Raw genomic sequence first — 14,114 nt, 5'->3', positions numbered from 1 at the left:
CCCCCGCACGAAGGTGTGGAGGCGTCGGCAGGTGGTTCTCGGACCGGTCGGCTTGTGCCACGGTGGGTTCGTCCGGAGCTGTTTCCGACGGAAGGACTCGACCATGCAGGAGAAGCCGTCCGCGTACGTCAAGCCGCTGTTGGTGGAGGTCGGCAGGTTCGCCGGGCTGACCCTGGGCTCCCGGGGTCGCCAGCGCGACTCCCGGCGCAGGCAGAAGAACTGACCGGTAGCGGGAACCAGCGGGTGACCGAGGGGAAACCGGCTGTGAGCGCAGGTCTTCCGGCCACCGGCCGCGGCGAGGAGTGGTTCGTCGTCCTCCCGGACGACGAGTCCGCTCCCGCCGTGGCCGCCGCGCTGGGGTCGGGCGCCGGTCCGTTCACCGCGGCGCGGCGGCTCGACCACCCGTCCGGCCGGCCGTGGCTGATCGGCGACTGGGACCCGCGCGACCTCGTGGTCGGCGCGGCCGGGCGGACCAGGGTCGCGGTGGTGGGGCACTGCCCGGCCACGGCCGAGGACCTCGCGGCGATCGCCCGGCGCACGGCGCACCCGGCCGACCTCGACCGGGTGGCGGGTTCGCTGGTGGGCAGCTTCCACCTGGTCGCGAGCGTCGACGGGGCGGTCCGCGTGCAGGGCAGCGCCTTCGGCACGCGGCGGGTGTTCCGCGCCCGCGCCGGCGGCTCGGACGTGGCCGCCGACCGCGCCGACGTCCTCGCCCTGCTCACCGGGTCCGGGGTGGACGAGCGCCGGCTGGTGTCCTGCCTGATGTTCCCGGCCGCGCCCCCGGCGGTGGCCGGCGCTTCGCTGTGGCGCGAGGTCGTGGCCGTGCCCGAGCAGGACTACCTGCTGCTGCCCCGCGGCGGCCGGGCCCGCACCGTGCGCTGGTGGCAGCCGCCGCGGCCGACCCGCTCGCTGCGCGAGGGCGCGCCGCTGCTGCGCGAGGCGCTGGTCGCGGCCGTGGCCGCCCGGACGGGGTCGGGGCGCGCGGTCAGCGCAGACCTGTCCGGCGGTGTCGACTCCACCGCCGTGTGCTCGGTGGCCGCGGCCCGGGTCGACCGGCTGCCCGCCTTCACCGTCGCCAGTCCCGACCCGGCCGACGACGACGGCCACTGGGCCGCGGTCGCCGCCGCGGGCCTGCCCTCGGTGCACCACCTGGTGGTGACCGACGACGACCTCCCGGCGCCCTACACGGGCATCCTCGACCCCGGCGTGGCCAGGGACGAGCCCTACCCGGACATCCACCTGCGGGCCGAGGACGCCGCCCGCGCCCGCCTGCTGGCCGCGCACGGCGCCGAGCTGCACCTGACCGGCGACGGCGGCGACGAGGTGCTGCACGCGTCCCCGGCCTACCTGCCCGAGCTGCTGCGCCGCCGCCCGCTGCTGGGGCTGGCGCACCTGCGCGGGCACCGGGCCCTGCACGCCTGGTCGTGGTCGGAGGTCCGGCGCGCGCTGGCGCCGCCGCGCGACGAGCGGCGCGCGCTGCTGGCGCAGGCCCGCGCGCTCACCCGGCCGGACGACGGCCGCCCCGACGCCGTGCGGTTGCCCCCGTGGGCGACGCCGGCCGCCGTGGACGCCGCGCGGGAGCTGCTGCGCCGGGCCGCGGACGAGGCGGACCCGACGGGGCGGGACCGGGCGCTGCGCGACGCGGTGGAGCTGGTCCGCCACGGCGGCCGGCTGCAGCGCCGCACCGCCCAGGCGGCGGCGGCCGACGGGTTCCCGGTGGCCGCGCCGCTCCTCGACGACCGCGTCGTGGAGGCGTGCCTGGCCGTCCGGCCGCACGAGCGCACGACGCCCTGGCGGTACAAGCCGCTGGCGGCCGAAGCCCTGCGCGGCATCGTCCCGGAGCGGTCGCTGGCCCGCGCCACCAAGGGCGGCACCACGCCCGAGTACGCCGCCCTGCCCCGGTACCGGCCGGACCTGCTGGCCCTGTGCGAGGGTTCCCGGCTCGCCGAGCTGGGCCTGGTCGACGTCGACCGGCTGCGGTCGGCGCTGCACGGGGTCTGGCTGACCGACGCGATGCCGATCATGGTCGAGCAGACCGTCGGCTGCGAGCGCTGGCTGCGCGACCTGGAGCCCACCGGTTCCCCCACGGCCCTCATGACGGGAGCGCCCGGATGACGCTGCGCTTGGCCGACCACGTGTCGGTGACCAGGACGGAGGACGGGGCGGTGCTGCTGGACGAGCGCACCGGCCGGTACTGGCAGCTCAACCCCGCCGGCTCCGCGGTGCTGCACACCCTGCTCGACGGCGGCGACCAGGCCGGCGCCGCCCGGCTGCTGGTGGAGCGGCAGGGCGCCGACGCGGCGACGGTCGACGCGGACGTCGCCGAGGTCGTGGCGCACCTGTGCGCCGCGGGCCTGGCGGTGCGCCGGTGAGCGCCCCCGCCGCGCTGCCGGGCGGCTCCGGCGCGGTGGGCGCGGGCCGGCGGGTCGTCGGCTGGGGCGTCACCGCGGTGGCGCGGGCGCTGGCCGTGCTGCCGCCGCGGTGGATCCGGTCCGCGCTGGCGCTGGCCAGCGCGCGGGCCCGGCCGGCGAGCTACGCCGAGGCGGAGGCCGCGCGGCGCACGGTCACCGCGGTCAGCCTCCGGTGCGCGGGGCCGGGGTGCCTGCCGCGCTCCATCGCCACCGCCCTGCTGTGCCGGCTGCGCGGGGCGTGGCCGACGTGGCGGGTGGGGGTGCGCACCTCCCCGTTCTCCGCGCACGCCTGGGTGGAGGCCGAGGGCCGGCCGGTGGCGGAGCCGCCGGGCACCGACCGCCTCCACGTCCTGATGACCGTCCCGCCGCCCGGCCCGCCCGGCGCCCGCGACCCGGGCGAGGGGCCGGTTGACCGCTGAACCGCCGGGCGCGGGTGACCACCGCGCGCCCCCCGAACCCCCGACCCGCCCCTCGCCCGACCGGAGAAGAGGACCACACCGGATGACGGTCGTCGCACCGCCCGAGCACGCCCCCGGACCGACCGCGGTGCGGGAGGAGCCGGAACGCCCCCGCGTCGGCCTGCGCGAGCTGTTCGCCACCACGCGCGGCCACCGCCGCAGCATCGCCCTGGCCCTCGCGCTGACGCTGCTGGGCGCCGGGCTGGGCCTGGTCCAGCCGCTGGTGGCCATGCGTACCATCGAGACCGTCACCGCCGGCGGGGTGATCGGGTGGCTGCTGGCGCTGCTCGCGGTCATGTTCGTGGCCGAGGCCGTGATCGACACCTTCGGGCGGTACTGGCTGGAGCGCTCCGGCGAGGGCATCGTGCTGAGCCTGCGGATCCGCCTGGTCGACCGCCTGCTGCGGCTGCCGATGCGCGCCTACGACCGGCACCGCCTGGGCGACCTGCTCTCGCGCACCACCAGCGACACCACGCTCCTGCGCGACGCCATCGCCTACGACCTGGTGGACATGTTCTCCGGCGCGTTCATCGTCGTCGGCGGGCTGGCGGCGATGGTGTGGCTGGACCCGCTGCTGTTCCTCATCGTCGCGGTCGTCGTCGGCGGCATCGGCGGGGTGACGCTGTTCGTGCTCAGCGGCATCCGCAACGCCACCGAGAGCGCCCAGGACAACCTCGGCCGCATGTCGGCGGAGCTGGAGCGGGCGCTGACCGCCATCCGCACCGTCCGCGCGATGCGCGCCGAGGACCGGGAGAAGGAGCGGATCGCCGAGTGCGCCCGCGTCAGCTACCGGCAGAACCTGCGCTCGGCCCGGCTGGACTCCATCTCCGGCCCGGCGGTGACGCTGTCCGCGCACGGCTCGCTGATCGTGGTGCTGGTGATCGGCGGCACGCGGGTCGCCCACGGCCACCTCACCCTCGCCGAGCTGGTGGCGTTCCTGCTCTACGTCAGCTACATCGCCATGCCGGCGGCCGGCCTGTTCGAGGTCGCCGGGACCCTCCAGAAGGGACTGGCCGCGCTGCAGCGGGTCCGCGACGTGACCGACCTGCCGGTGGAGGCCGACCGCCCCGCCCCGCACCGCGCCGCCGCGACCGCGACCGCGCCGCGCCCGGACGACCCGGCCCGGCCGGCGCTGGAGCTGCGCGACGTCTGGTTCGGCTACCAGCCGGACCGGCCGGTGCTGCGTGGGGTGTCGTTCACCGTCCCGCACCACGGGCACGTCGCGCTCGTCGGCGGGTCCGGCGCGGGGAAGTCCACGATCTTCGCGCTGGTCGAGCGCTTCTACGACCCGGACCGGGGCGTGATCCGGCTCGACGGGCGGGACCTGCACGACGACCTGACCATCGCGCAGGCCAGGGCGCTCATCGGCCTGGTCGAGCAGACCTCGCCGGTCCTGCACGGCACGCTGCGCGAGAACGTCGCCTACGCCGTGCCGGACGCGCCCGAGGAGGAGATCCGCCGCGTGCTGGCCATGACCAACCTGACCGGGATGGTCGACCGGCTGCCCGACGGCCTGGAGACCCAGGTCGGCGAGCACGGCAGCATGATCTCCGGCGGCGAGCGCCAGCGGCTGGCCATCGCCCGCGCCCTGCTGCCGCGCCCGCGGCTGCTGCTGCTGGACGAGCCGACCGCGCACCTCGACGCCGCCAACGAGGCCGCGTTCGCCCGCACCATCGGGCAGGTCGCCACCGAGTGCGCGCTGCTGGTGATCGCCCACCGCGACACCACCGTGCGGCTGGCCGACACCGTGGTCGCGCTCGACGGCGGGCGCGTCGTCGCGATCGGACCGTTCGACGAGGTCGAGCAGCGGCTGCCGGCCTTCCGCGACCCGTCCGCCTGACCCGGCCCGGGGCCGGCGCGCGGCCGGGCCGCGCGCTTCCCGGGCGCGGCCGGGTCAGGCGACCACCTTGGCCAGGAACCCGGCCAGGTTCGCGACCGTCCGCTCGACCTTCTCCTCCAGCGTGAGCGACTCGTGGTGCCGCCCGCCGGGCTCGACGTCCTTCTTCCCGCGCAGGTAGAGCGAGCACGCCAGGTCGCTGCACAGGTAGGTGCCCACCGAGTTGCCCGCCTGCCCCTCGCGGCCCGCCTTGCGCGCGGTCATCAGCGAGACGCCGTCGCCCTTGTGCGTGGTCAGGCACAGCGCGCACATGGTGCGCCGCGTGTGCGCGGCGCCGGGCGCGGCCAGCCGCAGGGCCACCCCCACGAACCCGTCGCTGGACTCGGTGACCAGGTAGGCCCGCTGCGGCGAGGCCGGGTCGCGCCAGCCGAGGAAGTCCAGGTCGGCCCAGGGGCGCTCGGCCAGGTCGCGCGGCACGTGCAGGCGCTTGGCCTCGCCCTTGGTGCAGTTCACGAACGACGCGCGGATGTCGCGTTCGGTTGCCGGTCTCATGGGCGGGAAGCTACCCACCCGTTGACCCTGGCGCGACTGATTAACCGCTAACCTAGACCTCCTAGGTATCCGAGGGGGAGGCATGGCGCGTGCGGGGGTGACGGTCGAACGCCTGACCAGGGCGGCGGCGGACCTGGCCGACGAGGTGGGCTTCGGGAACGTGACGGTGTCGGCGCTGGCCCGCGGGTTCGGCGTCACGGACGCGAGCCTGTACTCGCACGTGCGGAACGTGCGGGAGCTGAAGGTCAGGGTGGCGGTGCTCGCGCTGGCCGAGCTGGCGGACCGGGTCGCCGCCGCGCTGGCCGGGCGCGCGGGCAAGGACGCCCTGGTGGCCTTCGCGAACGCCTACCGGGACTACGCGCGGGAGCACCCCGGCAGGTACGCCGCGCTGCAGGTGGAGCTCGACGCGGAGACGCTGGCGGCCAGCGCGGCCCGCCGCCACGCGGAGATGACGCGGGCGATCCTGCGCGGCTACCGGCTGGCGGAGCCCGACCAGACCGACGCGGTGCGGTTGCTGCACAGCGCGTTCCACGGCTACGTGAGCCTGGAGGCGACCGGGGGGTTCAGCCACCGGCCGCGCGGGTCGGACACCTCGTGGTCGCGGACGCTGGACGCCCTCGACGCGCTGCTGCGGAACTGGCCGCCCGCCGGGTGACCGGTCGCCCGGCGGGCGCTTCCCGACGCCGGACCACCTGGGGCCGGACCACCTGGGGCCGGACCACCTGGGGCCGGACCACCTGGGGCCGGACCACCTGGGGCCGGACCACCTGGGGCCGGACCACCCGTCGCCGGACCACCCGGGGCGGCTCCCGGGAGCGCGGGCCGGGCGGGAATTCCACGCATCGCGGGAAACCGCTTCCCGTCAACGGCGGATAAACGCAATTCCTGCTGTGAACGTCACTTGGGCCTGCGCGCGCCCGTGCGAAAGGGGTGGCCGAGCCGTCCGGAGTGGTGAGCGGGGCGGCCGGTGTTGCGGTGGGCCGACGGAACGGTGCGGGCGCCCCACCCGGGGCCGGTGGCGCCAAGGACCGGTCCTCCCACCGGCCGGCCCGGACCCGGGCGACCGGCCGCGCCACCGGTGCGCCGAACGGGCGGAGCGCGCCCCGGTCACGACCCCGCCGCCGGCTCGGCGCGCAATGCCCCTGCGCATGTCGGCCGGCGCGGCGCCGGAAACTCCGACCCCGAGGATTCCGGTCATTCCCGGTACGGCGCGCGTACCTGCTCGATATGGTCGGTGGTTGCGGTGGCCGGGCGATCGGGGATGGCCGACCGAGTGGTGCTCATGTTCGCGTCGGGGGCAATCCGGGTGTCCGGCAATGTGCGGAGATCGTCCGGTGCGCGCGTAATGAGGGGGGCTGGTGGCGACCGGCGGGGAACCGGGGGAGCGGTGCTCGGCTCACCTGGAATATTCCGCCCGACCGAGCCGGTTCGCCTGAACGTCCTGGTAGCCGGCTTCGAGTCGTGGGCCGTTCGGGTCCCCGAAGGCTACTCCAGGGCAAAACGTGAGTACTGCGAATTGCGGTACCGGTCGCCGAAGTAAACCGTCTACCTTATTCGAGGTATGTTTCGGGGCTCGTCGGGTGGGGAGGGCCGGAGGCCGCCTTGAGGGGTTGCCATCGCACCTGGGACGGGACCGCAAAATGCGGTGATCGGTTGCCGTGAATGGTCGCCGAAGGTTCTTCCGGGCTTGGTGCCGCATCTTCTCGACGGCGGTCGGGAAGGGAGTCGGGCCGGTCGGTTGTCCTTCGGTCGACCGCAAAATTGCGGATTTCTGCGACTACTTGAAGGGGTTCTGACCAGGTGGCACTTTGTTCACGTGCGAAGCGCATCGCACCCGTGCTGGCTGCGCTCGTCGTAGCGGCGGGCGTGCTGGCGCCGACGGCGGAAGCCGCCGGCGACGACCGGAGGTCGCACCGGCACGGCCACATCCTCGGCGCGGTCACGCGCCCCCAACCGCCTCCTCCCACCCGGCTGCGGCCGGTCGACGGCCCGCTCCCGGTCCTCGCGGCGTCGCCCGCGGCCACTGACAGGGTGGCGCTCCGGCCGCTGATCGTCGCCACGGACGACACCGACATCGGCCTGCCCACCTGGAAGGCCGTGCTCGACCGGATCGGCTCGCCCTACGACGTCCTGCGCGCCAGGACCGAGCGGCTCACCGCCGACCGGCTGGTGCTGCCCGACGGCACCGGCCGCTACAGCGCGATCCTGCTGACCGACAACGCGCTGTTGCTGCCGGACGGCTCCGGCGACTACGTCAGCGCGCTGGACGCGGCGGAGTGGCAGGCCCTGTGGGCCTACGAGAGCGCCTACAAAGTCCGGCAGGCGTCGCTGTTCACCTCCTGGGGCACCTTCCCCGAGGACTACTGCCTGCGGCCCGGCACCGAGAACGACCACGCCTTCACGGCGGACCTGACCCCCGTCGGCGCCCGGTTCTTCGACTACCTCAGGCCGAACGCGCGCGTCCCGGTCTCCTTCTCCTACACCTACCGGTCGACCCTGGCGCCGGGCTGCCGGGCCGAGCCGCTGCTGAAGGTCGGCAACCACGTCGTCGGCGTGTCCAGCACGTCGGCCGACGGGCGCGAGCGCGCCGGCCTGACGTTCTCCTCCCACGAGGCCCTGGCCCAGACCGACATGCTCGGCTACGGCCTGGTGCGGTGGGCCACGCGCGGCGTGCTCGTCGGCGAGCACCGGCACTGGATCAACGTCGACGTCGACGACTGGTTCAACCACACCGACCACCTCCACCCGGACGGTCGCCTGGAGACCGACCCGGGCTACCGGATGACCGGCGAGGACGCCAACGCCGCCAACACCCAGCAGAAGTCGCTGCGGGCCAACTTCCCGCTCGCCACGGGCTTCACCCTCAACCTGCCCTACAACGGCGGCGACCTCGACCCCGACGCGCCCAAGCGCTGCTCGGGCACCAACACCTCGGACGCGCTGACCAGCTACACCCGTTGCCTGTCGGGCAACTTCCGGTGGGTCAACCACACGGTCAACCACCCGGAGCTGAACTTCACCGAGTACGCCGAGAGCCGCGCCGAGATCCAGGACAACCTCGAGATCGGCCGCGGGATCGGGCTGACCGTGCCGACCGAGGTGCTCAAGACGCCCGCCTACTCCGGGCTCGGCGTCTACAACCCGGACCCGAACGCGCCGGACACCGACCCGCCGACGGACTTCGGGCTCCGCAAGTCCAACAAGGCGATGCTCGACGCGGCCCATGACGCCGGCGTGCGGTACGTGCACGGCAACATGTCGTTCGAGAGCCACAAGCCGGCCTGCTTCAACTGCGGCATCCGGCACCCGCTGCGGCCGGAGATCCTCGTCGTGCCGGACTGGCCGACCAACATCGGCTACCACACCACCGCGGCGTCCGAGCAGATCCTGTTCTACAACAGCATGTACGGGCCCAAGGGCAAGTTCCCCGCCTTCGACCACGACCTGACCTACGCCGAGATGCTCGACTACGAGGCGGAGATCACCCTCCAGCACGTCATGTCCGGCTCGGCCTACGCCCACACGCTGCACCAGGGCAACCTGCGCGAGTACGCGAAGGGCAGCAGCCTCACCTTCGACTGGCTGCGGGTGGTCGCCGCCAAGTACAGCGAGCGCTACCAGGTGCCGCTGCGCAACCCGGACTGGCCCGCCCTGTCGAAGTACGTGCAGTCGCGCACCGAGCACTTCGCCGAGACCGCCGCGAAGCGCGACCCGGTGTGGGACCGCGCCGGCAAGACCGTCACCCACACCGCCGCCACGACCGGCTCCCTGTTCCTCACCGGCGTGACCGGCGGTGGCGGGGAGACCGACAAGTACGGGACGGACCGCATCACCCGGATCCCCGTCAAGGCGGGCGCCCGCGTCGTGACCACGGCGGTCCCGCGCTGATGACCCGCTCCCGGTTCGGCTCCTCCCTCCGCGTCCCCCTGTTGACGGTCCTCGCCCTCGCGATCGGGGTGATCACAGTGACCAGCCCGTCCGCGGTGGACCAACCGGGTGGAGTCGAACCGGGGCCCGGCGGCGCGCCGCCGGCGGCCGTCCCGGTGCCCGTCGCGGCCAAGCGGGAGGTGCCGGTGCGGCTCGCCGCGGCGCCCGCCGACCCGCCGCGCCGGGGCGACCTGGTGGCGCTGCGCCCGCTCGTCGTGGCCACCGGGCCGGACGACACCGGCCTGGCGGCCTGGAAGTCCGTGCTGGACCGCGTCGGCTCGCCGTACGACGTGCTGCTGGCCGGCTCGGAGCCGATCACCCCGGAGCGGTTGGTCATGCCGGACGGCACCGGGCGGTACAACGCGATCCTGTTGGCCAGCAGCGGTTTGCTGCGCGCCGGACCGGACGGCTCGTACACCGCCGCGCTGGACAGCCCACAGTGGACGGCGCTGTGGGACTACGAGCGCGCCTACCGGGTGCGCCAGGTCGCCTTGAACACCTCGCAGACCACCTCGCCGGAGGACTACTGCCTGAGCCACCGCGGTGAAACCGCCGTCGGCGAGACCCCGGTGCCGCTCGGGATCGCCCCGGCGGGCCGGCCGGTCTTCGACTACCTCCACCCGGACGCGCGGGTGCCGCTGGCCGGCTCCTACCTGTACCGGGCGGGCCTGGCGCCCGGCTGCGCCGCCGAACCCCTGCTGACCGCCGGGGACGACGTGGTCGCGGTGACCAGCCGGTCGCCCGACGGCCGGGAGCGGCTGGCGGTGGCGTTCTCGCTGAGCGCGGGCACGACGCCCGAGCTGCTGCTGGGCTACGGCCTGCTGCGGTGGGCCGCGCGCGGCGTGCTGCTGGGCGAGCAGCGGCACTGGTTCAGCGTGGACGTCGACGACTGGTTCAACGTCACCACCCGGCGGCGCGCCGACGGCGGCGCGGAGCTGTTCCGGCTCACCGGCCGGGACGCCGTGGCCGCCCACACCGCGCAGCAGGACCTGGAGCGGCGCCACCCGCAGGCCGCCGGGTTCAAGCTCAACCTGCCCTACAACGGCAGCCGCCTGGCCACCGACGCGCCCGCCACGTGCGAGGACACCGGCGCGGCGGACACGCTCAGCGGCTGCTCCAAGCACCTGGTCGACCGGTTCCGGTGGATCAACCACACCGCGAACCACCCGCAGATGAACGACACCGACTACGCGGTCAGCCGCGCCGAGATCGAGCGCAACCTGGAGCTGGCCGCGTTCGCCGGGCTGCCGGTGCCGCCGACGATCCTCAAGACGCCCGAGTACTCCGGCCTGGGCGTCTACCACCCGGACCGCTCCGCGACCTCCGGCCCGCCGACCGACTTCGGCCTCGCCGGGTCGAACAAGGCCCTGCTGGACGCCGCGCACGACCTGGGCGTGCGCTACCTGCAGGGCAACATGTCGTTCGCCGGCCACCGGCCCTCCTGCGCCAACTGCGGCATCCACCACCCGTTGCGCGGCGAGATCTTCGTCGTGCCCGACTGGCCCACCTCGATCGCGTTCGAGGCCACGGACCCCGAGGAGCAGACGGCCCTGTTCAACGCCGCCTACGGCCGTGCCGGCACCGAGCCGGAGCACGGCGACCGAGACCTGACCTACGAGGAGATCGTCGAGGTGGAGGCCGACACCGCCGCCCAGCACCTGATGAGCGGCTCGGCCTACGCGCACACCCTGCACCAGGGCAACGTCCGCGAGTATGCGCCGGGTCGCAGCCTGGCGTTCGACTGGATCAACGCCACTGTCGCCAAGTACGCCGCCTACTACTCCGTGCCGCTGAAGAACCCCGACTGGCTCTTCCTGGCCGGCTACGTCGAGGCGCGCAACGCGCACTTCGCGCAGCTGTCCTCCCGCCGCGACGCGGTGTGGAACCGGGCGACCGGTGCGGTCGAGTACACCGCCGACGGCGGCGGGGCGCTGTTCGTGACCGGCGTCGGGACCAGGCCCGCCACCGAGGCGGACCAGACCTCGCCCGACGAGGGGGAGACCTACGGGTCCGACCCGGTGTCGCGACTGGGGCTGACCAGGGGCGAGCGGGTCGTCCTGAGGGCGAGCCCCCGCCCATGACGACCCGCGAAGCGCTCCCGGTCACGAGGACGACCTCGTTACCGGACACCCGGACCCGCATCGCGCTCGTGTCCGAGGGCACCTACCCGTTCCACCCCGGCGGCGTGAGCCTGTGGTGCGACCAGCTCGTCCGGGGGATGCCCGAGCACGCCTTCACGGTCGTCACCCTGACCGTCGACGGTTCGGAGCGGCAGACCTGGGCGAGCCCGGACAACCTCGTGGAGGTGGTCAGCCTGCCGCTGTGGGGGAGACGGCCCCGGCGAGCCCGGGGCAGGCCGAAGGGGTTCGCCGAGGCGCACGAGGCGTTCCTGCGCTCGTTCATCCCGCACACCGCGGACACCCCCGACGCGTTCCTGGCCGCGCTGCGGCGGCTGTTCGACCTCGCGCAGACCTCGGACCTCGGCGCGGCGCTGGTGTCCAACGAGGCGGTCGGCCGGCTGGTCGAGGTCGCCGCGCAGGCGCACGGCGCACCGCTGCCGCTGCACCACGCCGTGCTGGTGGCCGACATGTTCGAGCACATGCTCCGGCCGCTGTCCCACCCGCCGGTGCGCGCCGACGTCTGCCACCTGGCGATGAACGGGCTCAGCGCGCTGGTCGGCCTGGCGGCGAAGTGGGCCCACGGCACGCCCGTGCTGATGTCCGAGCACGGCGTCTACCTGCGCGAGCGCTACCTCGGGCTGGTCGACGAGAAGATGCCGCGCGCGGTCAAGGGGCTGCTGCTGGGCTTCCACCGCGCGCTGGCCGGCGCCGCCTACCGCAGCTGCGACATGCTGGCGCCGCACTCCGGCTACAACCGCCGGTGGCAGCTGCGCAACGGCGCCGACGAGGCGCGGACGCGGACCATGTACAACGGCATCGACCCGGAGGACTTCCCCCTGGCGCAGGGGGAACCGGACGAGCCGACCATCGTGTTCGTCGGCCGCATCGACCCGCTCAAGGACCTGCACACGCTGATCCGGGCCTTCCGCGTGGTCCGCACCGAGCTGCCCACGGCCCGGCTGCGCATGTTCGGGCCGGTGACCCGCGCCAACGAGACCTACCACGCGAGCTGCGTCGACCTGGTGCGGGAGCTGGGGCTGGCGGACTCGGCGGTGTTCGAGGGCCGCGTGCCCCGCCAGGTCGACGCCTACCACGCCGGGCACGTCGTCGCGCTGACCAGCAAGTCGGAGGGCTTCCCGTTCTCCCTGGTGGAAGCCATGTCCACCGGCCGGCCGACGGTGTGCACCAACGTCGGCGGCGTGCCCGAGGCGGTCGGCGACGCCGGGTTCGTGGTGCCGCCGCGCGACCACGAGGCCGTCGCGCGGGCCTGCGTCAAGCTGCTGACCGACAGCGGCCTGCGGCACCGGCTCGGGCAGCTGGCCCGCCGGCGCGTGCTGGAGCACTTCACGCTCCAGCGCTGGAACGACAGCTACCAGGCCAGGTACGCCGAGCTCGCCCTGCTGGGGAGGTCGGGCTGATGCTGGACGAGCTGGTCGGCCGCATCCGGCCGCTGCTGCCCGAACCGGTGGATGAGCTGCAGGTCGCGGCGGTGCTGGAGAGCCAGGGCGTCACCGACGACGCGGCCGTCGAGCGGTACGGGACGGCCGACGTCTTCGAGCTGGCGCAGGAGGTCCACCTCCGGCTGCTGGCCGAAGCGCCCGACGCGGCGGCCGGCGCGGCGCCCGACGGCGGGCCCGACGGCGGCGAACCGCCCCGCCGGTGGTGGACCGACGTGTCGCACGGCGTGCTGTACCTGATGCCCAGCGCCGCCTACCCCGCGGTGTTCGCGGTCCTCGGCGGCCCGGGGATGCTGCGCGGCCTGATCTTCGCGACCACCACCGGGTGGATCTGGGGCGCGGGCACGAGCTGGGTCGCCCACCGGCTGGCCGGCGCGGGCGCCGCGCGGGTGGCGGCGCGCTCGATGCTGCTGCTCGGCGGCGTCGGCCTGGCGCTGGCGCTGGCCGGCGCGCTGGTGCTGCACCGGTGGTTCGGCGGCGGGCCGGCGCTGGTGCTGTTCGTGCTGGCGCAGACCGGGTTCCAGATCGCGTCGGGCATCCTCGTCTTCCACCGCGCGGAGGGGCGGCTGCTGGCCGCCATGCTGCCGGTGACCGCCGCCGGGCTGGTGCACCTGGCGACGGGCTACGCCGACTGGCCGGTGGCGCCCGTGCTGGTGCTGGGCGGCTGCTCGGTGGCGCTCGCGCTGGGCTTCGCGCGCCGCGCGGGGCTCACCGGGCCGACCGGCGACCCCGGCCAGGTGCCGCCCGCCCGGGTGCTGGCGCTGGGCGCGCTGCCCAGCACGGTCTACGCGGCGCTGTGCGCGGCGTTCCTGCTGCACGCCGACGCGCGCTACGTCATGGGCCCGGTGGACCTCGCCGTCGGCGTGACGCCCCTGGTGATCGGCATGGGCGCGGTCGAGTGGCGGGTCCACCGGCTGTTCGAGCAGGCCGCCGCCCTGCTGCGGAGCACGCCCTCGCCCGAGCTGTTCGACCGGGCGATGTGGCGGCTGCTGCTGCGCGAGTTCGCCACCTGCCTGCTCGCGCTCGGCGCGGTCGCCCTGGCGCTGCTGGCCGCGCTCAAGTGGGCCGGTGCGCTGACCGTGCACGGCGCGCTGCTGATCGACGCGCACATCGTGCTCGGCGGCGCGTTCTTCCTCGGTTTCGTGCTGATCCGCACCGGCGGCGCGGGCTGGGCCTCGGCCTGCCTGGGCGCGGTGCTGCTGCTGGACGTCGTGCTGGTCGCCGCCACCGCCGGCGACCCGGGCGCCCACCTGGACGTGCCGGTCTTCGCCGGGGCCTGCGCCGTCCTGTCGGTCATCCTGCTCGCGGCGCTCCGGCGGAGCGTCGGACAAGTTCGCCACTACAGATGACGG

The 14,114-nt window shown here is 74.8% G+C and carries 11 protein-coding genes; 10 read left to right on the top strand and 1 reads right to left on the bottom strand.

Going from position 1 to position 14,114, the window contains the following annotated elements; translation table 11 throughout:
- Window positions 1-103: 103 nt before the first annotated feature.
- From JOE68_RS04010 to JOE68_RS03990, 5 genes are all read left to right on the top strand, one after another.
- Complete coding sequence (locus tag JOE68_RS04010; RefSeq protein WP_204840994.1) at window positions 104-223, top strand: lasso RiPP family leader peptide-containing protein; 120 nt, start codon at window positions 104-106, stop codon at window positions 221-223.
- Between the two features lie 41 nt (window positions 224-264).
- Entirely contained in the window at window positions 265-2,115 is a 1,851-nt protein-coding gene (locus JOE68_RS04005) for an asparagine synthase-related protein (protein WP_204840993.1), read from the top strand.
- Entirely contained in the window at window positions 2,112-2,372 is a 261-nt protein-coding gene (locus JOE68_RS04000; RefSeq protein ID WP_239562125.1) for a lasso peptide biosynthesis PqqD family chaperone, read from the top strand. Before JOE68_RS04005 ends, JOE68_RS04000 begins: the two co-directional genes overlap by 4 nt.
- Window positions 2,369-2,830: a lasso peptide biosynthesis B2 protein gene (locus tag JOE68_RS03995; RefSeq protein ID WP_307819508.1), complete on the top strand. Its 462-nt coding sequence runs from the start codon at window positions 2,369-2,371 to the stop codon at window positions 2,828-2,830. Before JOE68_RS04000 ends, JOE68_RS03995 begins: the two co-directional genes overlap by 4 nt.
- A gap of 82 nt (window positions 2,831-2,912) precedes the next feature.
- Window positions 2,913-4,709 carry an ABC transporter ATP-binding protein gene (locus JOE68_RS03990; RefSeq protein WP_204840992.1) on the top strand — a complete coding sequence of 599 codons (1,797 nt, stop codon included), beginning with the start codon at window positions 2,913-2,915 and terminating at the stop codon, window positions 4,707-4,709.
- A gap of 54 nt (window positions 4,710-4,763) precedes the next feature.
- Here the strand turns inward: JOE68_RS03990 and JOE68_RS03985 are convergent, their stop codons facing one another.
- On the bottom strand, window positions 4,764-5,258 hold the full coding sequence (locus tag JOE68_RS03985; protein WP_204840991.1) for an FBP domain-containing protein: 495 nt from the start codon (window positions 5,256-5,258) through the stop codon (window positions 4,764-4,766).
- A gap of 82 nt (window positions 5,259-5,340) precedes the next feature.
- Between JOE68_RS03985 and JOE68_RS03980 the strand changes: the two genes are divergently transcribed.
- The 5 genes from JOE68_RS03980 to JOE68_RS03965 all read left to right on the top strand — a co-directional run bounded on the left by JOE68_RS03980 (window position 5,341) and on the right by JOE68_RS03965 (window position 14,111).
- Window positions 5,341-5,913, top strand: coding sequence for a TetR/AcrR family transcriptional regulator (locus tag JOE68_RS03980; RefSeq protein ID WP_204840990.1), 573 nt, complete (start codon window positions 5,341-5,343; stop codon window positions 5,911-5,913).
- Window positions 5,914-7,094: 1,181 nt separating this feature from the next.
- A complete protein-coding gene (locus tag JOE68_RS30870; RefSeq protein ID WP_307819507.1) occupies window positions 7,095-9,146 on the top strand; it encodes an Agd3-related carbohydrate-binding protein in 2,052 nt (683 codons plus the stop codon).
- A gap of 77 nt (window positions 9,147-9,223) precedes the next feature.
- Window positions 9,224-11,266: an Agd3-related carbohydrate-binding protein gene (locus JOE68_RS03975; RefSeq protein ID WP_307819506.1), complete on the top strand. Its 2,043-nt coding sequence runs from the start codon at window positions 9,224-9,226 to the stop codon at window positions 11,264-11,266.
- Window positions 11,263-12,723, top strand: coding sequence for a GT4 family glycosyltransferase PelF (pelF, locus tag JOE68_RS03970; protein ID WP_204840988.1), 1,461 nt, complete (start codon window positions 11,263-11,265; stop codon window positions 12,721-12,723). Before JOE68_RS03975 ends, pelF begins: the two co-directional genes overlap by 4 nt.
- Entirely contained in the window at window positions 12,723-14,111 is a 1,389-nt protein-coding gene (locus tag JOE68_RS03965; protein ID WP_204840987.1) for a hypothetical protein, read from the top strand. The genes pelF and JOE68_RS03965 overlap by 1 nt, the downstream gene beginning before the upstream one ends.
- Window positions 14,112-14,114 lie beyond the last annotated feature (3 nt).

Origin of the sequence: Saccharothrix algeriensis (assembly GCF_016907655.1) — a bacterium.
Lineage (GTDB): Bacteria > Actinomycetota > Actinomycetes > Mycobacteriales > Pseudonocardiaceae > Actinosynnema > Actinosynnema algeriense.
Note: the sequence above shows the minus strand (reverse complement) of the source record. Positions and strands in the feature narration are given on the sequence as shown.